Origin of the sequence: Methylophaga sp. SB9B (assembly GCF_004832235.1) — a bacterium.
GTDB lineage: Bacteria > Pseudomonadota > Gammaproteobacteria > Nitrosococcales > Methylophagaceae > Methylophaga > Methylophaga muralis.
The window spans coordinates 334,792-358,697 of sequence record NZ_SSXS01000002.1; the positions used below are offsets into that span (position 1 = coordinate 334,792).

The window sequence follows — 23,906 nt, forward strand, 5'->3', positions numbered from 1 at the left end:
AGAGAGATGAAAAAAACAGCTATTCTGATTCCATCAGCCCTGTTGATGTTAACCATGCCAATGATAGCAACTGTGCAGGCAGATACGTCTTCACAATCAGCGACCACCATCAGTCAAAACCAGCAGCAGAATTTGCAGGGACACTGGGTGGATACGTCCGGTCGTGGTGTTTTAACATTTGATAACGGCATCGCTTTTTTATCACCGACCGGTGAAGCTGATCCGCAAAATACTTATCAGGTGGAATTATCCGGCGATGGTCAGTTAACCATGACTCCGGCTGAAGGCAGCAAAGCCTCAAACAAAACCATCGAGACGCAGGTGGATTGGCAAAAACAAAGCTTCAGTTTCAATAACGGACTTTATAACTTTGTGCGTCCACCACAGATTAGCGAACAGGAACTGGACGGCTACTGGCATGAAGAAGCCGATATGCAGGGCGCAAAACATATTCGTGCCATGGAATATAAAAACAATGCTTCCAGCTATGATTATCACTGGTGGCGCGTGACGCCCGCGTTGGGTACTTTCCAGAAAGGTGTGGATCGTGATGTGTCATTAAAAATGCAGCATGGTTTTGTCTTTACCGATCCTAAATCAAGCAGCCCTTATGTGCATTACGCTATCAAAAAAGACGGCGATACGATTCATTATGTCGATCGTAACGGTGCCACCTGGTCAGAAACCAAAACCGACAGTCTGTATGTCTATGAAGTACCTAAAGGGTATAAAGAGATGAAAGACTGGATGACAGCCCGCTAACTCAGGCGTATATTCCTTCAAATTTTTACTAGAGAGAGCCGTATGTCTACATTCGAAAATGTCACGGTGACCCGTGAAGCCAATATCTATTTCGATGGCAAAGTAACCAGCCGCAAAGTGACATTTGAGGATGGCAGTTATAAGACCCTTGGCATCATGATGCCGGGCGAATATAAATTTGGTACCGAGAAAGCCGAGTTAATGGAAATTCTCGCCGGACAATTGCGTTACCGTCTGGATGGTGACACTGAATGGACACCGATTACCTATGGTCAGTCATTCAATGTACCGGCCAATTCATCGTTTGATATTGAAATTACCGAATTGGTTGATTACTGCTGCAGCTATCTCGATTAAGTTTTCATTTAATCGATTTATAAAAAACCGCCGTCTGGTATGGACTGGCGGTTTTTTTATGAGAAAAATTCGGAATTAACTCGGCCTACTGTAACTAAATGGTCATCTAACCTTCATTTGCCAGTCATATTTAAACCTTAGCATTCCATTGTGAACCGCAATACTGCGGTGCTTAATATTGCGAAAGGTGATGATATGGCGTTTAGCAAAACACCTCAGCCGATTCTGTCGATTGAGAATCTTGGGATTACCTATCCCGGTGGGATCGAAGCTCTCCGTTCAACTTCAATTGATTTTCAACGCGGCGAATTTAATGTGCTGCTCGGGCTCTCCGGTGCCGGAAAATCCTCGTTATTACGAGCACTTAATCATTTAGTGAAACCCACCTCGGGCAAAGTCACCTCAGCCGAATTTGGTGTGTTGGATAATCAACGTACTTTACGTCGTCATCGGCGTAAAACCGCCATGGTGTTTCAACATCATCAACTTATCTTGCGTCATACCGCACTGCAAAATGTATTGATGGGCCGACTCGGTTATCACTCATTCCTGCGTAGCCTGTTACCGATGCCGCAAGCTGATTTGGAGCTGGCTTTACATTGTCTGGAACGGGTTGGACTGGCTGACAAAGCCTTGTCACGGGTCGATCAATTATCCGGTGGTCAGCAACAACGTGTTGGCATCGCTCGTGCACTGGCTCAACAACCCACCATCATTCTGGCGGATGAACCGGTCGCCAGTTTGGATCCATCAACCTCAGAAAAAGTCCTGTCTCAATTAAAACAAATCTGTGCAGAAGATGGCATCACCGCCATCGTTTCCTTACATCAACTCGAATACGCCAAACGCTTTGCTGATCGCATTATTGGCCTAGCCAATGCGCAGGTGGTGTTTGACGCAGCGCCTGATCAGCTGGACGACGAGCAATTGGCATTAATTTACCAACAACCAGCCAGCCAGAGAAAAGCTGAATTTACCAAAGATAAACAACAACCATCTGTTCAACAAAAATTACCTCAAAAAACTGCAACACAACTGGAGATTGCCCGATGAAACTGTTTAAACAATTACTGTTAGCAACATCCATGCTGGTGACAGCCGTAGCACCAAGCATGGCTGCTGATGCCGATCCGGATACGCTAAAAGTAGCGTTACTGCCTGACGAAAATGCTTCCGAGTTGATTATGCGTAATCAGCCGTTGAAAGATTATCTGGAAGCCACGCTGAATAAAAAAGTGCAATTGATAGTGACCACCGATTATTCGTCAATGATTGAAGCCATGCGCTTTGGCCGTATTGATTTAGCGTATTTCGGACCGCTTTCTTATGTCATGGCCAAATCAAAAAGTGATATCGAACCATTTGCCGCAATGGTAATCGATGGTGTGCCAACGTATCGCTCGATCATCATTGCTAATGTGAATTCTGGTATTGAGTCTTATGCGGATATCAAAGGCAAAAAAATGGCCTATGGCGACCGGGCTTCAACTTCTAGCCACCTCATCCCAAAAACGGTATTAATCGAGGAAGGTGGTATCGAAGCCGACACGGATTATGAACAACATTTTGTTGGCACCCATGATGCGGTTGCAGTGAATGTTGCTAACGGCAACGCCGATGCCGGTGGTCTTTCTGAAGTGATTTTCAATTTTGTAGTTGAACGCAAGCTGATTGACCCTGCCAAGGTGAAAGTGATTGGGCACAGCAAACCTTTTCCACAATATCCATGGGCGATGCGTTCTAATCTGGATGACGATCTGAAAGCGAAAATAAGAGATGCATTTGTCAGTTTAGATGATGAAGAAGTACTGAAAGCTTTCAAAGCCGAGGGTTTTGCGCCGATTACTGATGCTGATTACGACGTAATTAGAGATATGGGCAAATTGCTCAATCTTGATTTTTCCAAGATGTAAGGACGTTTTATGAGCACGCAAGTCATTTCCCAGCAAGATATGCTGAAACGTTACAGTCAGCGCTGGAAAAAACAAACTCTGCAGGTGGTGGCCTTATTGGCCATCATCCTGCTTGCAGCCTGGTATGTGAATGTACTCAACTTTGAATTACTGGCAAATGGTTTGCCAGCTATTGGTACCTTAGCCGGTGAGTCATTTCCCCCTGACTTTACCAATATCCGTAACTGGTTTTCCCCACTGTTAGATACCCTGGCAATGAGTATTGCCGGTACCGCTATTGCGGTGATGTTTTCAGTGCCAATGGCTTTTCTGGCAGCTCGCAATACCTCACCGCATGGTGTGGTGTTTCAACTGGCACGTATTTTTTTAAATGCACTGCGATCGGTGCCTGAACTGATCATGGGTATTATTTTTGTTGCTGCTGTTGGCTTTGGTGCATTGCCAGGTGTGTTGGCGTTGGCATTACATTCTATTGGTATGGTCGGTAAATTCTTTGCCGAAGCGATTGAACATGTGGATGAAGCACCGGTAGAAGCAGCTCGTGCGGCAGGTGCATCACCAATGCAAGTGTTGTATCACGCGATTCTGCCTCAGGTTATGCCCCAATTTGCTGATGTGGCGATTTATCGTTGGGAATATAACTTCCGAGCATCAACAGTGATGGGCATGGTTGGCGCTGGTGGTATTGGTTTTGAGCTGATGGGCTCATTGCGGATTATGCAGTATCAGGAAGTATTTGCGATTTTGCTGGTGATTCTGGTGATGGTCACATTAGTTGATGCGTTAAGCGGTGTATTACGCAAAAAATTTAAGTAAGGGATTTTGATGAAACCTAAATTGGTAATTACCCATAAAGTGCATGATGAAGTGCTGGAAATGTTGGCACCGCATTGTGATTTGATAACCAATCAGACCACGTTCAGCCTGTCACGCAGCGATACCATTCAACTGGCGCATGATGCTGATGCGTTGATGGTATTTATGCCCGATAAGGTGGATGCCGAATTTTTACAGGCTTGTCCAAACCTAAAAGTGATTGGTGCGGCGTTAAAAGGCTATGACAATTTTGATGTCGATGCCTGTACGGAAAATGATGTCTGGCTGACCTTTGTGCCGGATTTATTAACGGTTCCCACCGCCGAATTGACCATCGGTTTAATGGTTGGATTGATTCGACATATTAGAGTGGCTGATGAACATGTGCGAAGTGGTTACTTCAAAGGTTGGCGTCCACAGTTTTATGGACTGGGTGTGGAAGGTTCGACCATAGCCATTATCGGTATGGGCGCGATTGGACAGGCCATTGCCCAACGGCTTAACGGTTGGGACGCAAGATTAGTTTATACCGATCAACAAGCTTTAGATTCTGAACAGCAAGCTGCTTTAAACCTTGAATTTATGTCATTGGATGAAGCGCTCGCTGAGGCAAATATCGTCATTATGGCACTGCCCTTAAATTCGCAAACCCAGCATCTGATGAATCAACAGCGATTACAGCAGATGCAACCAGGATCTTTTCTGGTGAATCCATGTCGTGGATCGGTGGTTGATGAGGCCGCCATTTTACGATTGCTGGAAAGCGGTCACTTAGCCGGCTATGCCAGTGATGTGTTTGAAATGGAAGATTGGGCACGAAATGATCGACCCAATGAGATTGATGCAAATCTGTTAGCGCATCCCAATACCTTGTTTACGGCACATATCGGCTCGGCTGTGAGCGCTGTACGTTTGGCAATTGAAAAGCGTGCTGCCGAAAATATTCTGCGAGTATTAGCTGGAGATCAGCCATTAGATCCAGCCAATCATCTTGGCTCAGTAAAGGATGCATCATGCTCAATCTAATCTGGCTTAAAAGCTTGATAACACTGATAGAACAGCAGAGTTTTCAAGCTGCTGCCAATACATTGGGAATAGCCCAACCCACTATTACCCAACATATTCAGAAACTGGAAGAAATGCTCTCAGTTCCTTTGATACAACGCGGACGAAGTGGTTGCCAACCGACCGAATCGGCTTTGCGATTATTACCTTACGCTGAGAGCATGTTGCGTCTCCACGATAGGGCATTGGCTGCCGTGCAAAAACCTAATGTCAAAGTTGGGGCCAGCTCGAATATTGGTATCTATTTATTGCAACCCTGTTTGCAGGATTATTTCAGCCATCAGCCAACAGCATTGAAGAATCTGGACTTGGTGATCGAAGCGAACCCGAACATCGTCGAGAAACTGGAAAACGCTGAAATTGATATTGCTTTAACTGAATGGTGGTCACCCAAAGTCGGCTTTGAATCGCTGGAGTGGAAAACCGAATCGTTAGTGATGATAGTCCCCGTTGGCCATCCTCTGGCAAAGCTGAAAACGATAAGCAAATCCATGCTGGCCGGTCTGGAATTAATTGGTGGCGAGAGTGGTAGTGGAACAGGGCGTTTGTTGAAACAGTATTTACAGGGCTTTAAGCAGATGCCGACTATTACCATGCAGTTAGGCAGTACCGAAGCAGTGAAACAAGCTGTGCGGGCTGGATTGGGGATTTCGCTGGTTTTTGCATCAGCGGTGGTAGATGAGGTTAAACATGGCAGTTTGTGTGCGATACCGTTGGAAGGCGATGCGCTTAAAAAATCCATTCAGTTAGTCTGGCGGCAAGATCCTTTAATCACAAATAAACGACCGGATTTTGTTGAATATCTGCTTCATTCGAAAAACTAGAGCTAGGAATTTTTCCTGTATTATGAGATTCTATATCAGGAATTTTTCCTATATAGATATTCTATACTTGGAATAAATATTTAGTTTTCATTGCTCTTGTGGGTAGAGAATGGATTTTTTGAACACAAATGGAGCTTTAAATGAAAAATCAAACAATCCCTACAATGACAATTCTGGCGCTAATGACGGCGGGTCTTTTCTCTACAGCTGCTCATGCAGATAAACATTCTGGCCTAGATGTTTGTGTTGCTTCTGCGATGGAAATGCATCCAGGTGAGATTGTTTCACTGCGTGCTGAAATGGAAGATAAAAATCATCAGTTCGAGTTGGATATCAAAGGCGATGACGGTAAAAATTGGGAAGTAGAATGCGACTCTAAAACCGGCAAAGTGCTAGAAACTGAGCGTGAAGTTGCTGCTGACGATAAAGAATTTACTTCACAGGCAAAAGTACGTTTAGATGCAGCTTTAAAAACAGCATTAGACGCTTATCCTGGTGCGGTCATGAAAATTGAATATGAAATCGAAGACAGTGGTCCTAGTTATGAGTTTGATATCAAAACTGATGATGGAAAATTGTTAGAAGTTGAAGTCGATGCAGTTTCTGGTGAATTAAAACCAGTTGAAACAGTGTTGTACCAAATCGGTGGTGAATAAGCCTTAATGGTTTATTGAGATAACACCTCAAAACTTAAAAGCCGTTAATTTAACGGGGCTTTTTTTTGCCTGATACTAAAGCTCTAATCCCAGTCATAGACTAAATTTAAACGATAATTTGTGTCAGTAGTTTCTGCATCAAGTGCGGGTTGACTGTTGTACTGGCTTCTAAGACTCGCTCGCAGCTTCCAAGCTTCATCATTAGTGATAGGCATTTCAGCACCCACATTAGTTACCAATAAATAATTTTGCCCAGGGCTGCTAAACGATGGGTAATAGGTCAAATCATGGAACAAACTTAGACGACTATTAAGGTTGTAATTGGTTTCATAGCCAAATACCGCAGTAGGATCTTTTTCATTAGTGCCATCGGAATAGCTTTCAAAACGATAACCGACACCAGCGAAGCCTTTGAAGATTAAATCCGGTTCACGAATAAAAAATCGCCCCAGACTGGCAGTAGTAATTGCTCGTAAATCCAGCTCTTCAAAATCATCGATTTCAAAATCGGCACTGCCACGGGCAAAATAGTTTTCACTGATATCACGTTCTAATTTAATGCCCGCCAGTTTTTCGTTTTCGGTTTGCTCGTCATTTTCCTTGGCATAATTTATTTCCAGATACATGCCCAGTCTTTCATTTGCGGTTTCCCGATGCAGTTCCCCTCGGCCAGTGACCGCCATTCTGTCTGTGTTACCACTGGCACCTTGTACACCAAATGCCAGATTCCCACTCCACGGATCCAGCAAGGCTTCACGTTCTGCTCGAAGTTGCTGCACTTCAGCTGTGTAAGTTTCTTCAAGCTCGGCTTTTTCCTGCTCCTGAGCGGTTTTTATTTGTTCAATTTCCTGCTGATACTGTTGTTCCAGTTGTGCATTCTGCGGTTGCACAGCATCTGTTTCCCACAGTGTATTAATACGTTTTGGATCAATATCCACTGTCCCAAAAGCAGTTCCGGTTAATTGATGCTGACCTTGTTCATTAACCGTCAGCTGCCCCACAACCCGATCGCTACTATCCAGTTCGATTAGATGTTTCTGATCAGTACTAATTTGCGTCACCCGACTGAAATCAACAGTAACTTCACTGGCAAATGCCGTATCCATGATGACTTTGCCATCAGATATTTGTTTGATAGATCCTTTGAGGATACTGCCATCATCAAGCAGAATCTGATCTGCCGCGAGGCCGGTGGAAGTGAAAAGAAGCATGGTGGAAATAGCGGTGCTCAATCGACGTTGAAGCATGATTTCTCCGTGTTTGATTAAGGTCTTCCGTGAATCTATGCCGATTATTTGATGGATAACCTTTGGTTCAAAAATGCTTTACCAAGGATGCGAAACCGAAGCTTTATAAATTGACTGAAACGTTATTTTTGAAACGATTTATTCGCGGTCTGGAAAAACGACTCCAAAAGACCCTAAAAAATAAAACGTGAAAATCGCGTGAAACTGATAACCAGTTTTGATTAAGACCCGTTTGAGCTTCATCTGGTAACTCATATCCGTTAGAATCAAAACACACTAATTTTCCAGGGAAGGAATATGAGTATTGCCACGGTTTACAGTCGTGCTTTGACCGGTATTTATGCTCAGGCAGTTACCGTTGAAGTGCATCTTTCCAATGGCCTGCCCAGTCTGTCGATTGTGGGTATGGCCGAAACGGCGGTTAAGGAAAGCAAGGATCGCGTTCGGTCGGCATTGATAAACTCTCAGTTCACTTTTCCTCAGCAACGAATCACCATTAATCTGGCTCCTGCAGATTTGCCTAAAGAGGGAGGTCGGTTTGATTTACCGATTGCGTTGGGCATTCTGGCTGCCTCCAATCAAATTCCGGTGCAATCGTTAAGCAATATGGAGTTTATCGGTGAGTTGGGCCTGACCGGTGAATTAAGGGCTGTTCGAGGTGTATTACCTACTGCGTTAGCCACGTCTGAAGCCAACCGACAATTAATGGTACCGTTTGAAAATGCTGAGGAGGCGGCGCTTACTGAGCAGGGTGAGAGCTTTGCTGCGAAGACCTTATTGGAAGTCTGTGCACATTTGCATGATCAATTACGATTACCGACCAATCTGAATAAACAGCAACATATTCAAAACAATTACGCTGATTTAGCTGATGTACGTGGCCAGGCTTCTGCTCGACGAGCTTTAGAAATTGCTGCTGCCGGATCTCATAGCATTCTTTTCGCAGGTCCACCTGGAACTGGAAAAACTATGCTGGCAAGTCGGCTTCCCGGAATTTTGCCACCAATGACTGAGCAGGAGGCGATTGAAACGGCCACCATTCACTCAATATCATCTACAGGTTTTCAAGTTGAAAACTGGATGCAACGACCATTTCGGGCACCACATCACACAGCATCTGCAGTAGCTTTGGTGGGCGGTGGCAGTCAGCCTAAACCGGGCGAGATTTCTTTGGCTCATAATGGCGTTTTATTTCTCGATGAGCTGCCCGAGTTCGACCGCAAAGTTTTAGAAGTTTTACGCGAGCCAATTGAATCCGGAAAAATAACTATTTCTCGTGCCGCTAATCAGGCCGAATTTCCCTCACGTTTTCAATTAGTTGCTGCGATGAATCCGTGTCCCTGCGGTTATCTGGGGCAGGCAAGATGTCATTGCACAGAAGAGCAAGTCAGACGCTACCGTGGTAAGATCTCCGGCCCGTTATTGGATCGCATTGATATGTTGATGGAGGTGCCGGCAGTGGATAAAAAACTGTTGCGGCCTCAGCCTGATGTTGTTCCTCCTGAGTCCAGTGAAGTGGTTCGTCAGCGGGTGATTCAGGCACGGCAGATTCAACTTGAGCGCGCCAACAAAGCCAATGCGTCCCTGCAACATAAAGAACTAGAGGTTTTTTGCACCTTGTCAGATCAGGATTTTCAATTAGTAGAAAAAGCCATCAGCCGTTTTGGTCTGTCGGCCCGTGCTTATCATCGTATTTTAAAAGTAGCCCAAACCATTGCTGATTTGGCCGGTTCACCCAGTATTCAAACGGTACATTTAACCGAAGCCATCGGCTATCGACGCCTCGACACAGCGAATTAATATTTAGTGAAAGATCTCAATCCGCAACAGCGGGAAGCTGTGCGTTACATCGATGGACCGTTGTTAGTGTTAGCCGGTGCCGGCAGTGGCAAGACGCGGGTTATTACTCGCAAGATTGCCTATCTGATCGAGCAATGCGGCATCAAAGCCAGCAATATCGCTGCCGTTACCTTTACCAACAAAGCCGCTCGTGAGATGAAAGAGCGGGTTGCTGATTTGATGTCTACCCGACAAGCCTCTGCACGCGGTTTGATGGTTTCGACATTCCATACGCTTGGTTTGAATATCCTGCGTCGTGATGGCAAATCATTAGGCTATCGTCCGGGGTTTTCGATTTTTGATGCACAGGATTCACTGGCAGTGTTTCGCGATTTGATGGGGCGGGATTTTGCTGCTGACAGCGATCATGCTCAGGAAGTGCAAAACCTGATTTCAAACTGGAAAAACCAGTTGATTCTGCCCGAGCAGGCTGCTCAGATTGCCGATGGGGCTCAGGAAGAGTTCGCAGCCAAGGTTTACCCTCGTTATGTGCAGGCATTACAGGCATACAACGCCGTGGATTTTGATGATCTGATTTTAAAGCCAGTGATTCTGTTTCGTGAACATCGTGATGTGTTGCAAAAATGGCAGGCGAAAATTCATTATCTGCTGGTGGATGAATATCAGGATACCAACGGTTGTCAGTATGAGCTGGTTAAACAACTGGTCGGCATCCGTGAAAAGCTCACCGTAGTAGGGGACGATGATCAATCGGTCTATTCCTGGCGTGGTGCACGACCTGAAAATCTGGTGCAGCTGCAAACCGATTTTCCCAGATTAAATCTGATTAAACTCGAACAGAATTACCGTTCGATGGGCCGCATCCTGCGAGTTGCCAATAAACTTATCAGCCATAACCCGCATGTGTTTGAAAAGAAACTATGGAGTGCGATGGGTGAGGGCGATGCCATTCGGGTAATCGGTTGTCGAGATGACGAGCATGAATCGGAAAAAGTCATTTCCGAGCTGCTATATCACAAGCTCAAACACCAGGCGAGTTTTAAGGATTATGCGATTTTGTATCGCAGTAACCATCAGTCCCGCTCTTTGGAAAAAGTATTACGCGAACACAGCGTGCCGTATTTTCTGACAGGCGGAACCTCGTTTTTCTCACGCGTTGAAGTCAAAGACATCATGGCCTATCTACGTCTTCTGGCCAATCAGGATGACGATAATGCCTTTTTACGGGTGATTAATACGCCACGTCGTGGTATCGGTTCTTCAACCTTACAAGCGCTTGGTGAATACGCTGCCAAACGCAACACCAGCATGTTTGGAGCCTGTTTTGAAATGGGACTGGCTGAAAGTCTGCCGCCTAAATCAGTGCAGAATCTGGAAATCTTTACCCGATGGTTAATTGATATTGCTGATCGCGCTGCCCGTGGCAATCTACTGGACGCCATCAAGGATATGATCGAAGAAATCAATTACCGTGGCTGGCTGGAAGAAGTTAGTGGCGATCCGAATAAAGCCAATCGTCGTATGGAAAATGTCGATGAACTGGTTGGCTGGATCGAACGAATGATTGATCAGGACACCGAAGAAAAATCGATTGGTGATATTGCTGCCCGTTTAACGTTGATGGATATCATGGACCGGCAAGCCGATGAAAATCAGGCCGATGCCGTGCATCTGATGACATTACATGCCGCTAAAGGGCTGGAATTCCCGCATGTATTCATTGTCGGTATGGAAGAAGAAATTCTGCCACATCGAACCAGTATTGAAGAGGATTCGATCGAAGAAGAACGGCGTCTGGCTTATGTTGGCATCACAAGAGCACAGCGTAGTCTGGTGATGACGCTGGCCAATACCCGTAAACGTTATGGTGAAAAGGTGGAGTGTGAAGAAAGTCGTTTTCTTCGCGAGTTACCCCCAGAAGATTTGATCTGGATGACCGAAAAAACTCAGGTTGATCCAGAAGAACGAAAAGAGCGTGGCAAAGCGCATTTATCCAACATTCGCGATATGCTTAAGTAACATATTGATCGGATGAGTAATAAGCGGGTGAAGCATCGCCCCACGATGAAGGCAAAAAATATGAAAACAAAACTTCTTTTCTTGGCAATGTTGGTGCCCGGTTTGGCAAATGCTCAAGTGATTCTTGAACAAACGCAGGCCGAAAGTGGCAGTTACTACAAAGGTGTATTGCTGGTTACTCAAGGCTGCGATACTTCTGCTACAACTCAAATCACAGTGGATATTCCCGAAGGTCTGCAATTTGTCCAACCTATGGCTAAAGCGGGTTGGCAGTTAGAAGTAGTCAGAAGCCCAATTGAAAGACCGTTCTTTCGAGATGGAATTGAGATAACTGAAGCCGTACGGCAAATCACTTGGTCAGGTAATTTACTGCGGGACAGTCATTTTGATGAATTTGTTTTCCGTGGACGTATCGGTGTCGGTGCCACTAGCGTGCTCTATTTTCCGGTGACCCAAAAATGTGAAAGCGGTGAGTTGCATTGGGATCAAATTGACGAAACCGTTAAAGTTAAACCTAGAGGCCAACAACAAGGCCAGTATCGTGAAATGGATGTTGAAGAAGATGAGGTGGAATTACATCAACAACATGATCACGGGATGAATCAGGAAATGGATCATTCAGCTGATCATAGTCAGCATAAAGCCCATCAGCATCAACACCAGCATGGCAAAACGATGGGTGAATCTGAACATTCGGTGGATCATAGTCAACATAAAAGCCATCAGCATCAACATGGTCAGACTAAAGATGAAACTGATCACTCTGCCCATCAACATCATCAGATGGATATGACTGACGAAGCTGAGCAGGAAATGGATCATTCAGTCCACGCCGGTCATGGACAAACCACACTGCAATACCCAGCACCGTTTGTCAAAGTGGTTGATGGCACAGGTGAACATCACCACCACTAATTCTATTTAGCTAAATAAAAAAGCCCAGTTTTGAATTAAAACTGGGCCTTTTTTTATGCATTATTGTTGATTAGGTGCTTATGGCGGAGTGGGTGGCTGCGGCATAGGTGGAGCCTTTTCGGCCTCTTTCTGTTTATCATTATCCGGGTCATCTGCCGGCTGATAGGTTCCTTCTGAAGGATCTGGAACCTGAGGTGATTTTTCAGATTCCTTCTCTTTTTCAGAGAGCTTTTTAGATGCGGCGATAATAGTCGAAATGCTAGCTGATCTTTGTTGATTTATTTGCTGTAGTGTCATGATGTTGATTCCTTAAGGTTATTAAAGAGGACATCTATCTTGCAGTAATAGCAGAGTGAAACGCTTTGATTAGTGGATTTTAGTCAGAACAGATACGGTTCAATAACCACGCGCTTGTATCACAACAAGTAAATGCTGTTTTCAATTAGACGGTACTACAAATCAATAGATTTACAGTTAATCTGCATCAATATGGTCAATATCTGACAAGTTTATGAAAGTAGTGATACGGTAAACATTTCTATGTTTAGCGTATAAATTGAGAATAAAGACGTCCACCAAAGATTTGACCCACATCAACTGTTGGTGAGTCTAACCCCAGTAAACTTATACTCTAGCTAAAAACAGTATTTGCCAGACAAGGATCACATGCATATGAAACTTCGCTTTCTCGGTGGTACCAGCACAGTAACCGGTTCCCGCTATCTGCTTTCTGATGATAATCACCGATTACTGGTGGATTGTGGTTTGTACCAAGGTGTTAAAACCTTACGGCGGCGTAACTGGGCACCGTTTCCGGTAGATCCTTCAACAATCAATGCCGTGGTACTGACTCATGCTCATATCGATCATTCCGGTTACTTACCAGCGTTGGTAAAAAACGGCTTCAAAGGCAAAATATACTGCACCAAGGCCACCCATGAGCTGTGTAATGTGTTGTTACCAGATGCCGGTTATCTGCAGGAAGAAGATGCCAAATATGCTGCTCGTAAGAAGTTCTCAAAACACGAAAGCCCGGAACCGCTATTTACCGAAAAAGATGCCAGAGAAGCGTTAAAACATTTCGAATCCCTGCACTACCACGAGACATTTGAGCCGATAAAAGGCTTTGAAGTCAGCTTCACACCAGCGGGGCATATTCTGGGCTCATCCTGTGTGCATGTTCATCACAAAGGCTCAGACCGCACAGTGGTATTTACCGGTGATGTAGGACGACAAAACGACATTATTATGCGTCCGCCAGAACCACTCCAGCACGCAGATGTACTGGTATGTGAATCCACTTACGGCGACCGCCTCCATGGTGAATCAGATCCAGAAGCTGTACTTGCAGATATCATTACCAAAACTGCAGGCCGAGGTGGTATCACGCTGATGCCAGCCTTTGCCGTTGGCCGAGCACAAATGCTGCTGTATGTGGTGCATAAGCTTATGGAAGAAGGCAAAATCCCCGACATGCCGGTCTACCTGAACAGCCCGATGGCTATTAAGGCCACCGAGGCTTTCATCAAACATCACAAAGAACATAAGCTGGATCAAAGCCAGTGCGCGCTGATTGATGATCAAACTCAATACATCCGCACTGTAGATGAAGCCATCGAACTGGATACCATGCGTTACCCATGTGTGATTGTCTCAGCGAGTGGAATGGCCTCTGGCGGTCGGGTGTTGCATCACCTTAAAACCCTGTTACCCAATCCCCGTAACAGCATTGTATTTGCGGGCTTTCAGGCCCCTGGTACTCGTGGTGATGCGTTGGTAAATGGTGCCCAAAAGGTCAAAATCCACGGTGCGTACTGGCCGGTAAAAGCCGAAATTCATAACCTGGATTCCATGTCCGCCCACGGTGACTACAATGAAATCCTGACCTGGTTGGAGCAAGGTAACCTGAAGCCCGATAAGGTTTATGTCACTCACGGCGAAGTCGTTGCCAGCGACACCATGCGTAAACACATCACCGAAAAGTTCGGCTGGGATGCCGAAGTGCCAGAACTGTTTGAGGAAGTTGATATTTAAAATAGGGCCAGTAGTCACATTAAGCCAAATAAAAGTGGCTCAGTTTTGAATTAAAACTGGGCCATTTTTTTTGTTCGTGATTTGATAGCTAATCAGCTTTAAAAAATAACCACAGCGACACAGAGGGCACAGAGAATTATTTTGAATTGTTATCTGACCGGTATTTGCGTCATCTGATGAACTCAATCTCATCTATATTTCATTAACTATCTGAGGTAAATCAGAGGGTTGTGTTATTTAAAAAAACGGTTTAAATTGTGATGTATCTCACATTTTGGTGGTCGATATGGATATCCAGCTTGCACCAACTAAATTCAAAGCCTGTTCGGGCAGAAAGTTGATCAAAAGCCCCTGAATGTTGCCGTCGGAGGCATCTATGGAACGCATCAAGCATATTCATACGGTTACAAAGCGACTAATCTTAATGACTGCTGCGGCGTTGCTAATCCTTGGTGTTATCTTCGGTATTACCTATTATTTTGACCAAAGATTCATGATGACTTGGTCAGGTCTCTTATGTGGAATCATTGGTGGTTTCGTGAGTATCCAGCAACGACTTAGGGGAGTATCAGATCAAGAATTAGAATTACTGACGTCATCTTGGTTTCAAATATTACTGGTCCCAATATTTGGTGGAGTGTTTGCACTGGTTCTCTATGTAATCTTATTGTCTGGTATCGTTTCCGGACATATTTTCCCCGAGTTTCATTTTCCAGTAAGACCAGAATCAGGTCCCGACACCACCTACATTCTTGACGTATTCACAGAGACATATCCAAATTCTGGTGAAGATCTCGCTAAGTTTTTATTTTGGTCATTTGTGGCGGGCTTTTCTGAGAGATTTGTGCCACAGATTATAAGTAAAGTGACCTCAACAGCCTTTGAACAAGAAAATGCAACCGACGCCAGAAAGGACTGAGGTTAATCAATTTCAATTGACTCTGCCCCTTTTGATAGTGAAAGCAGATGCAACAAATTCACATTTTCGATTCAGCGTTAATACCTCAAATAAATCAAAGGTTTGTTTTAATTTTAAAAACCGTATAAATTGTGAGCCATCTCAAATTTTGAGGCCGATATGGATATTCAGCTCGCATCTTTATCCCAAGCCTTTTCAGGCAAAAAATTAATCGTGAATCATTCAAGATTAATGAGAACGGTGAAGTCCATTCTAATAAAATCTAAGTATTTCAATGTGTTATTTTACGCGGATTTAGTTCGCCTCATTTATGAACCATTCACGTTAACAATTATTATGAGTACGCAGACCTCATTAACTGACTGTTGTAAGTCATAGGAGGGAATGTGCAGAAACCACAAGTAGCGATAGTTCATACTGAAAGATTCGATAGCTCTATCTTTGAGGACTTTCTATCTGAAGTAGAGCATGAGAATTTAGATCTTCAAATACAAGAAACTCCTGAGCCGGGTCCTTTCGCCACAGTCGAGTGGTTTATTCCTACGGCGATCATTGCCTTTATAGGAAAAGCCTATTTTGAAGAGTTCTTAAAGGAGATGGGCAAAGATCATTACAACACTCTCAAGTCGTCGCTCGCAAAACTAACCCAAAAAACTATTAGCCAGCCTCGCATCGAGCCTGTGCTAATGGGAACGCCAGGGAAGGTAAGTAGTGATAATCCATTTTCAATGGCTTATTCAATTATGGCCGAGGGTAATGATGGCTATAGATTCAAGCTTTTAATCCCCAAATATTCCCCGAGTGTTAACTATGAGGCCATAGTTTTAAAATTTATGGATTTCATTGCAGAGTATCATACTCTTGGCCTGACCTCGGCGGCATCAGAGGAAATTTCTAGGAGTGGAGCACCGGGAGGGACAATTCTCGTTTCCTACAATCCCAAAACTGAATCCATTGAATGGCTTGATCATTTACCTTCAGAAGTCCGGGCGCAAATGAACGTACAACAAGAAAATGTAGCGGACTCGTAAACTCACCGCTAATTTGAGTGTTATACGGTGAGCGTAATAAGTCCAATTTCGACCCAAGCGGAAATGCCCCCCTTGAGTGGACTACAACTTGGTCATAAATGCTGACGTTATAAGCAACAGCCATGCTTCTAACTGTGAACCCAAATAAAATAAAAGACGGTGTAATTAATAATAGGAATATCGGTAATGTATATTTGTGAGCTACATATTCAGAACTTTAGGATATTTGAAAGTTTACAATTATCTTTAAACCCGGGGCTTAATGTACTTATCGGCGAAAACAACTCCGGCAAAACTGCTCTAATTGATGCTATACGGCTCACTCTAGATACGAATTCAGCTGAATGGACTCGCATAGTTGAATCCGATTTCCAAAACTCTTCTGACACGCTTTCAATTAAACTCAAGTTTGACGAAATTACGCCGGATCAGGCTCGTACCTTTGTAGAGCATCTTACGCATGAGGAGCGGGATGAAGGTGTAAGACATTCTGTATTATATGTGACCTTGACCGCTCGCCGAACCGAAGTGATTCAGCGGGGTAGCCGCTTAATACGGACGGAGTTGAGGTCAGGGATAAATGGTGACGGTCTCACTATCGAAAGAGAAATTCGGGATTATCTTTCGTCAACGTATTTGAAGCCGCTTAGAGATGCCGAAGCGGAGTTGTCCTCTGGTCGAGGCTCAAGGCTTACACAAATACTTTCCTCTTCGAAGCACTTCAAACGTGATGGAGTCCATTTCGAGACATTGCTCAAGGGATTGATCGCAGCGAGTAGTGAAGCGAAGAATAATCAGGGATTAAAAGATAATCGGTCAGATATTGACCGCTACGTTAAAGAGCTTACTTTCAATACGGACAAGTTTGATTTGTCCATTCAAATGCTTGGCAGTCAGGAGTTTGACACGCTTAACTCCCTAGAGCGAGAGCGTGCGTTTCAGGATATTTTGCGACGCTTGAGCCTGGTACTTGATGAGTCCAAGCCCATGCAAGGGCTTGGATATAGCAATATCCTCTTCATGGCTACAGAGTTGATATTGCTCGAGCAGGAGAAAAGTGACTTCCCGCTCTTGTTAATCGAAGAGCCCGAAGCCCATTTGCACCCGCAGTTACAAATGAAGCTTTTAAAATTTATCAGGGACAGCTATTCGGGCACCAACTCAGCCACATTTCAGACGATCCTTACCACCCATAGCCCCAATCTGGCATCTAAAGCGCCACTTGAAAGCATGATCCTAGTTTCAAATGGGGCTGCGTTTCCGCTAACCAAAAGCGAGACATTACTCGATCCGGAAGACTATGTCTTTCTTGAGAAGTTTCTAGACGTAACGAAGTCGAATTTATTCTTCGCGAAGTCAGTTCTCGTTGTCGAGGGTGATGGTGAGAACATCTTGCTCCCCACTATTTCAAATCTGCTCGGAAGGCCTTTAGAGAATTTCGGGGTAAGTGTGGTCAATGTTGGCAACACTGCTTACACGCGATATGCAAAAATATTCCTTCGAAGGGCGGTTCTGAGTGGCAGTGGCTCCAAGATACCAATTCGCGTTGCTTGTCTCAGGGACATTGACCTTTGGCCAGAGGCCGCTGATAGCGAGGTCAATACCGATGTGGGATTCAAGACGCTCAAGTCCAGGAACAAGCATTTCTGGTTGCCCCGGACAGGCTCTGATGGCGTGACTTTTGGAACTGCCGCAGTTGACAAAAGAAAGTCACTCCAGTCATTCGAAGTCTTGCATGACGGAGAAAGACTTATCCTCGATGACTTACAAAATACGCAAGTTTTTGTGTCTGATGAATGGACGTTTGAGTACTGCCTTATCCGAAGCGGTCTTGCAGAAGATATATATGACCTCGTGAAGGGCGAAGGTGACCCGGCCTTCGCGGGCCTCCCTGCTGATCCAGAACTGCGGGCTATAAAGATATACGGGCTTATTGAATCAAGCAGTCTCAAGACCGATGTGGCGTACCGTCTCAGCCAGAAACTGATTGAAGACTATTCCGACGCGGAAGGTAAAGATAGCTTCTGGATAAGATGCCTACGTACATTAAGTCCGCTATCGCTTATGTTACAGAGCCGTTCAGCACTCCTCCCGTTGACGAGGAAGCTACTACAGCAACAGCCGATACGGGAGGCGACTAGGTGCCTGAACTAGAGATTACTGATAACGATATTGACGAGTTCCTCCAGGACTACAACCAAAGGCTTTCGGATGCGTCGATGGCCCTCGAATTTGACGACGACAGGAGGGCTATTATCAAGTCTTGGCATGATGTTCAGGCCTGTCCGGGAAGCGGAAAGACAACGATTGTTGCGGCCAAGCTCCTCATTCTTGAAAAGAAGCTGAGGTCAGCGGACATGGGAGTATGCGTTCTGACGCATACCAACGTAGCCCGCAATGAAATTATCGCTCGAATTGAGAGCCACCCTTCGGGCTTTCGGCTTACGCAGTACCCAAACTTTATTGGGACTATTCAGGAGTTTGTTAACAGATACCTTGCAACACCCTATTTGCGATCAATCGAGATGAACCTGTCCGCATAGATGATGAGGCCTGCGCCGCGTTGATGGGCAGCCGGATTAGTGATGGAACAAGGGCCTTTCTAGCTAGAAGGCAGCATGCATCTATATTCGATCTAAAGATTGACCGTGAAACAGGGGAGCCTCAGGTTCCAGGCTTCAATAATAGATCGACCTCAGCTTCCTATAAGAATCTTATCCAAGTACTTTGTGAGCGTATTAACCGGGGATACTTTTTTTACTCAGAGATGTACTACTTTGCAAAACAATGCATCCAAGAGAATAGCGAGGTTGTAAGCACGCTCAGAAAACGTTTTTCCTATGTCCTCGTGGACGAAATGCAAGATACACAAAAATTTCAGGACGATCTCATTAACGAATTATTCCTTTGCGATGATGTTATGCTGCAAAGGCTAGGTGATCCTGACCAGGCCATTTTCGACAGTATGGGTGGAGAGAGTCCGAATCAGACTTTCAATGGCAATAGCGCGCTTGCTCCCCTCAAAAGCACACATAGATTTCCGGCAGATATAGCTGCCAAAATATCCGGTCTGAGTATCACCGGGATAGGCGAACTTCAGTCGTTTAAACAAGCCCAACACGACGCACCTCACACTATATTTCTCTATACAGATGCTACAAAAGTAAATGTGTTAGAGAGATTTTGCGAGTTGCTCGATGCGTTGGGGATAAACAATCAATCTCGTTGTGCAAAGGCTGTGGGGGGCACAGAAGGCCAGGGAGGCTTTATCAGCGAGTATTGGCCCAGCTACGATAGAACAAAATCCGTTAAGACACCGAGGCCTCAGTTGCTCATTGAGGCGGTATCACGCAAGTGGTGGGCGACGGAAGCTGATGCGGCCTTTCAATATGCACTACTCATGCAGTGCGTACTGGATTTGCTACGTCGAGGCGGTGTTACTGAAAGCGTCGGGGCCTATACAAGGCACTATTCCGCGACCAGTCTTGGTAGCCATCTAAGGATCACGGGAGCACACGAAGAGTTTAAAGGTCTGCTCACGTCCTGGATTATGGATGGAGTCCCCTCCCAGGAACTCTGGGAGGAGCAATGCACTAAGCTGTTGTCTCTACTGGGAATTGATGGTGAAGACAGGCCGGTGAAAGAATATTTGGCCTACTCAGAGAGCGATGACGACGGTAACGTTATCTCCCAGGCCGGAATGGCGAATATATATCGCTCAGCTTCAGGGCGTGAAATAGAAATAGGAACGATCCATTCTGTGAAAGGTGAAACACATGATGCGACGTTGGTACTGGAGACAAAAAATCGCCAGTATGACCTAGAGAAGCTATCCGGAAGGTTGGCATTCACGGAAAATGGGGCAATTTCCGGAACGCAGAAGCAAAAATTTGCCAGACAGCTTTACGTAGCCGCTAGCAGACCTCGTAGGCTCCTCTGTATGGCAGCCCACCAGGACCGGATTCAGTCTGATGTAAGGACTCAGTTAGAGCGGCAAGGGTGGATAATTCAGCTAGTATGAAGAGAGAGAAAATCCTCAAATTTGGGGCCGGAATGAGGTCTGTGTGACAGAATGAATCAAGGGGTCAGCAAACTTGATATGAGGCCAACTAAATTTGGGGATAAAAATGTCTAAACATCCTATCTTCACGATACCATTTGCAAAGGTTTATTCGCTGTATATTCAAAAGGCTGGACGTAAAAATCGAACGGAAGAGGAAGTTGATCAAATCATTTTCTGGCTGACCGGTTATGACGACACGGGATTAAAACAGCAGGTTGAATTGGAAAATGATTTTGAAACCTTTTTTGCTCAAGCCCCAGCAATTCATCCTAACAGCTCTTTAATTAAAGGCGTGGTGTGTGGTGTACGGGTTGAAGAAGTCGACGATCCGTTGATGCAGAAAATTCGTTATCTGGACAAGCTGATTGATGAGCTGGCTAAAGGCAAGTCGATGGGAAAATTCTCCGGCATTAAAGCCAGCTATCAACAAACTAGATACCTAATCAATTAAGTTGTTGGCTCCGGATGAGGCCGATGATCTTCAACCCATTTTTCATCCATGCGTGGATCCATTTCAGCGAGAACGCTGCCGGATGCCGCCGGAACGGCCACATAGACATTCATATGGTCTTCCGGAATACGCTCGCTCTGTAATGAGTAATAACCTAAAGCCAAGGCAAACAACGCCAGCACAATAAAAAATGCGGTCGCAGAAAATCCTAGTACAAAACCTAAAAATAACGGCGCAATAAATGACCCGAAGCCATACGAAAACAATAAGGTTCGGCTAATCTCGACCAGGTCTGTGTTTTCATCAAACACATCATTGGCACGTGCAACACTCAGAGGATAAATACTGAACAAACTGACACCCAATAAAAAACCAACTGTATAAAGCAACACCACGCTATCACGCCAGATCAAAGGCAAAATCAGCATCAGCAGAAAAACACCTGCACCGAAAAATCCAGCCCAAGCCAGCATTTTCCGGCGTCCTAATCGATCCGATAGCATACCCACAGGCAATTGCGCCACCAGCCCACCCAGAATGGTAATTGCCATAAACAATGAGACCACCTTAGGCTGATCAAACACATTTAAAACATACAACGGCAGCATGGTGTAAAACGCGCCAATAAACACCCCGCCAATAAAACTCCCAACTAATGCCAACGGGGCGATCGATAACAATTTTGGCATGCTGTAACGCTCAAAAGGTTTTAATACAGGTTGCGAAACACGTGTTACTGCGACCAATACCAGCGACCAAAGCACCAGAATTGAACCCAGAATGAAAATCGTATTGGCTGACAGCTCCAGCATTAATAGCAATTGACCCAATGCCAATGCCAGGAAGAATACGATGGTATAGATCGCGAGAATTTTGCCGCGGTCATCAGTTGAGCTTTTTTCATTGAGCCAGCTTTCCAACACAATCAGCATGGCATAAAAGGCAAAACCTGATACCAAACGCAATGTGGCCCAAAACCAGGGATCAAACCATAAGGCGTGCCCCAAAAATGCCATGACCATAATCGCAGAAAAAGCCGAAAAACTGCGTGCATGACCTACGGTGACGATGAGTTTTTGACTGAAAATGGCGGCTAACATCGCGCCCAGGAAAAAAGCGGAATTGATTAAGCCGATGACGCCCTCAGTGAGGCCTTCCTGTTTCAGGAATATGCCGATGAACGTCATCAATAAACCATAACCCGTTGCCAATAGTGAAATAGAGAAGAACAACGATGAAATTGGTAATAAGGCTCTTTTAAAAAACATGCGGTTTCCTGAAACGAGAATAGCTTACTGCGGGTGAACAACAAGCCACTATTATAGGGTCTATTGACCTTTCATAGGCGCCTCTGTTGTGACTGAAAATGTACCAATCAAGACGCGAGGAGTGCCGTTTAGTCATTCTAAATAAACGACGAGTACCGCAGAGTGGTGCATTTTTCAGCCACAACCCGCAGGGCTGGGACTATTTTTCCGTCCTACTGCGTTGCAAATGACTTATGTAGAACAATCGCACCATTTCCGCCTTGTAGGATGGAAAAATATCCTCCAGCAGTGGTGCCTATGAAAGGTCAATAGACCCTATTGCTTTGATTATTTTCAATACAAATTCAAGGGAGGGTAAGCAAACTTGATTTGGGTAAATTATGTTTATAACTGATTAATCTGTGTTCTATGGAGTGGGTATAAATTTCTTCTAAATTGAAGGTACGACATATTCTCCCAATTCCTGAATTACCTCTTTCGCGGGACGTTTTCCATACTTGAGGTTGATTGTAACGTGATTAACACCTACCCCCTTAAGATGTAATAAATAATTCAACAGAGCTTTAATGCCAGTACGGATTCCTAAATGGATGGGAGTTGGTAGCGTGTTAGGATCTGCAGTTAAATCTACGTAGAGAGACTGTGCGAACGGCTTGAAAGGTTGATTATTCTCATCCAATATTCGATACCAGTTTTTGACAATTCGATCATGAATTGCGAGTGGTCTAGGGTAGGTAATCCATCCATCTGCATTTTGTGCAACCCAGTCTAAGCTTTGTTGGCTATGTCCAGTGACAAATAATGGAATCAATTCTTTTGCCTTAGGCAGACTGTCCGCTCGACCGTCCAAGACTCCATAAGAATTGTTGTATCGTGGTAACGTGTCGTAGAGCAATGTTTTAAGTGTCTCGAAATGCTCTCTAAACAATTGCCCCCTTGATTCCAGGTCAACCCCAAACGCTGGAAACTCAACTGGTCGATCACCTGATGCAACACCTGCTACGATACGACCATTGCTAAGTATATTTAGTGATGCTAATGATTTAGCCAGGTGAACAGGGTGTCTTAGTGGCAGTATGAGCGATCCTGTCGCCAGCTTGATTCTCTTAGTATGTGCTGCAATCCAACTCATATAGACTAAGGGATCATAAATTTGTCCTACATCTCCAAACAATGGATCTCGCAAAGGAACATCTCTAAACCAAAGTGCAGAAAATCCTGCCTCTTCTGCCAAGCAAGCCAATGACTCCTGATTGGCCATAGTTGGAACATCTCCCTGATATGATTCAAGGGGAAACATAAGTCCTAAACTTAATTTTCCTTCATTAAACATGCTGTTTGCATTTGTCGGTTCATTTTTCATGTAACCATACTCCACTAGATTCTTGTCGAATCAATTGTTCGACCTCGTCCTTTTTCATACAAGAGGCCGCTTGTTTTCTCTTTAACCTAATCTAACGAAATATCCTCAACCATTGCTTCGATTTTTTCGAAATTGAGATCTTGAGAACCTGAGCCAAGCTTTTGCTCTTTGTTCTCTATTATCTAGAAGACATTATGCTCTTAATGGCTGCTGTTACATTTCTTAATATCAATGGAGCAACACTTGCTGGACCTGTGGTCATACCACAAACGGCAACAAGTCCACCGTACTGTGTTGAGGTGCATGCATTTGCCAATACATCTCTAGGATTTGACTGATAAATCGTCGGATGAAAATTCAGGTTTAATGTTGTGATAAAACATTATCTAACACTAGAACCGAA

Annotated in this window: 22 protein-coding genes; 18 read left to right on the top strand and 4 right to left on the bottom strand. The window is 44.7% G+C overall.

The window, feature by feature from the left end:
* Positions 1–6: 6 nt before the first annotated feature.
* From E8Q33_RS03735 to E8Q33_RS03770, 8 genes are all read left to right on the top strand, one after another.
* Positions 7–762, top strand: coding sequence for a hypothetical protein (locus E8Q33_RS03735; protein ID WP_136552891.1), 756 nt, complete (start codon positions 7–9; stop codon positions 760–762).
* A gap of 42 nt (positions 763–804) precedes the next feature.
* On the top strand, positions 805–1,119 hold the full coding sequence (locus tag E8Q33_RS03740; RefSeq protein ID WP_136552894.1) for a pyrimidine/purine nucleoside phosphorylase: 315 nt from the start codon (positions 805–807) through the stop codon (positions 1,117–1,119).
* Positions 1,120–1,314: 195 nt separating this feature from the next.
* A complete protein-coding gene (gene phnC / locus E8Q33_RS03745) occupies positions 1,315–2,172 on the top strand; it encodes a phosphonate ABC transporter ATP-binding protein (RefSeq protein ID WP_136552986.1) in 858 nt (285 codons plus the stop codon).
* Entirely contained in the window at positions 2,169–3,032 is an 864-nt protein-coding gene (gene phnD, locus E8Q33_RS03750) for a phosphate/phosphite/phosphonate ABC transporter substrate-binding protein (protein ID WP_136552896.1), read from the top strand. Before phnC ends, phnD begins: the two co-directional genes overlap by 4 nt.
* Positions 3,033–3,041: 9 nt before the next feature.
* Entirely contained in the window at positions 3,042–3,848 is an 807-nt protein-coding gene (gene phnE / locus E8Q33_RS03755) for a phosphonate ABC transporter, permease protein PhnE (protein ID WP_136552898.1), read from the top strand.
* Between the two features lie 9 nt (positions 3,849–3,857).
* The gene (locus tag E8Q33_RS03760; RefSeq protein ID WP_136552900.1) at positions 3,858–4,874 is read left to right on the top strand and encodes a phosphonate dehydrogenase; all 1,017 of its coding nucleotides are present in this window, start codon (positions 3,858–3,860) and stop codon (positions 4,872–4,874) included.
* A complete protein-coding gene (locus E8Q33_RS03765) occupies positions 4,862–5,737 on the top strand; it encodes a LysR family transcriptional regulator (protein ID WP_136552902.1) in 876 nt (291 codons plus the stop codon). The genes E8Q33_RS03760 and E8Q33_RS03765 overlap by 13 nt, the downstream gene beginning before the upstream one ends.
* A gap of 140 nt (positions 5,738–5,877) precedes the next feature.
* Positions 5,878–6,393, top strand: coding sequence for a PepSY domain-containing protein (locus tag E8Q33_RS03770; protein ID WP_084003082.1), 516 nt, complete (start codon positions 5,878–5,880; stop codon positions 6,391–6,393).
* A gap of 83 nt (positions 6,394–6,476) precedes the next feature.
* On the opposite strand, the gene E8Q33_RS03775 is transcribed toward E8Q33_RS03770, so the two are convergent.
* The gene (locus E8Q33_RS03775; protein WP_247869906.1) at positions 6,477–7,640 is read right to left on the bottom strand and encodes a YdiY family protein; all 1,164 of its coding nucleotides are present in this window, start codon (positions 7,638–7,640) and stop codon (positions 6,477–6,479) included.
* 297 nt (positions 7,641–7,937) lie between these two features.
* Between E8Q33_RS03775 and E8Q33_RS03780 the strand changes: the two genes are divergently transcribed.
* The 3 genes from E8Q33_RS03780 to E8Q33_RS03790 are packed head-to-tail and all read left to right on the top strand — an operon-like array spanning position 7,938 to position 12,374.
* Entirely contained in the window at positions 7,938–9,440 is a 1,503-nt protein-coding gene (locus E8Q33_RS03780) for a YifB family Mg chelatase-like AAA ATPase (protein ID WP_136552904.1), read from the top strand.
* 6 nt (positions 9,441–9,446) lie between these two features.
* Positions 9,447–11,459: a DNA helicase Rep gene (rep, locus tag E8Q33_RS03785; protein ID WP_069296886.1), complete on the top strand. Its 2,013-nt coding sequence runs from the start codon at positions 9,447–9,449 to the stop codon at positions 11,457–11,459.
* A 60-nt stretch (positions 11,460–11,519) separates the two neighbouring features.
* A complete protein-coding gene (locus tag E8Q33_RS03790; protein ID WP_168800135.1) occupies positions 11,520–12,374 on the top strand; it encodes a YcnI family protein in 855 nt (284 codons plus the stop codon).
* 78 nt (positions 12,375–12,452) lie between these two features.
* On the opposite strand, the gene E8Q33_RS03795 is transcribed toward E8Q33_RS03790, so the two are convergent.
* Positions 12,453–12,671: a hypothetical protein gene (locus E8Q33_RS03795; protein WP_069296884.1), complete on the bottom strand. Its 219-nt coding sequence runs from the start codon at positions 12,669–12,671 to the stop codon at positions 12,453–12,455.
* A 369-nt stretch (positions 12,672–13,040) separates the two neighbouring features.
* Here E8Q33_RS03795 and E8Q33_RS03800 point away from each other — a divergent pair, with 369 nt between their 5' ends.
* The 7 genes from E8Q33_RS03800 (at position 13,041) to E8Q33_RS03830 (ending at position 20,872) form a co-directional block, all read left to right on the top strand.
* Entirely contained in the window at positions 13,041–14,408 is a 1,368-nt protein-coding gene (locus E8Q33_RS03800; protein WP_247869907.1) for an MBL fold metallo-hydrolase RNA specificity domain-containing protein, read from the top strand.
* A gap of 376 nt (positions 14,409–14,784) precedes the next feature.
* Positions 14,785–15,327, top strand: a complete 543-nt coding sequence (locus tag E8Q33_RS03805) for a hypothetical protein (protein WP_136552908.1) — start codon at positions 14,785–14,787, stop codon at positions 15,325–15,327.
* Between the two features lie 386 nt (positions 15,328–15,713).
* Positions 15,714–16,358, top strand: coding sequence for a hypothetical protein (locus E8Q33_RS03810; RefSeq protein ID WP_136552909.1), 645 nt, complete (start codon positions 15,714–15,716; stop codon positions 16,356–16,358).
* Between the two features lie 186 nt (positions 16,359–16,544).
* A complete protein-coding gene (locus tag E8Q33_RS03815; protein WP_211116082.1) occupies positions 16,545–18,512 on the top strand; it encodes an ATP-dependent endonuclease in 1,968 nt (655 codons plus the stop codon).
* Positions 18,500–18,901, top strand: a complete 402-nt coding sequence (locus tag E8Q33_RS03820) for a UvrD-helicase domain-containing protein (protein WP_136552911.1) — start codon at positions 18,500–18,502, stop codon at positions 18,899–18,901. Before E8Q33_RS03815 ends, E8Q33_RS03820 begins: the two co-directional genes overlap by 13 nt.
* A gap of 23 nt (positions 18,902–18,924) precedes the next feature.
* Entirely contained in the window at positions 18,925–20,379 is a 1,455-nt protein-coding gene (locus tag E8Q33_RS03825; protein WP_247869914.1) for a UvrD-helicase domain-containing protein, read from the top strand.
* 106 nt (positions 20,380–20,485) lie between these two features.
* A complete protein-coding gene (locus E8Q33_RS03830) occupies positions 20,486–20,872 on the top strand; it encodes a DUF2200 domain-containing protein (RefSeq protein ID WP_136552915.1) in 387 nt (128 codons plus the stop codon).
* On the opposite strand, the gene E8Q33_RS03835 is transcribed toward E8Q33_RS03830, so the two are convergent.
* On the bottom strand, positions 20,869–22,140 hold the full coding sequence (locus E8Q33_RS03835; protein WP_136552917.1) for an MFS transporter: 1,272 nt from the start codon (positions 22,138–22,140) through the stop codon (positions 20,869–20,871). The two genes, E8Q33_RS03830 and E8Q33_RS03835, sit on opposite strands and share 4 nt — an antisense overlap.
* A 430-nt stretch (positions 22,141–22,570) precedes the next feature.
* Positions 22,571–23,503, bottom strand: a complete 933-nt coding sequence (locus E8Q33_RS03840; protein WP_211116083.1) for an LLM class oxidoreductase — start codon at positions 23,501–23,503, stop codon at positions 22,571–22,573.
* Positions 23,504–23,906 lie beyond the last annotated feature (403 nt).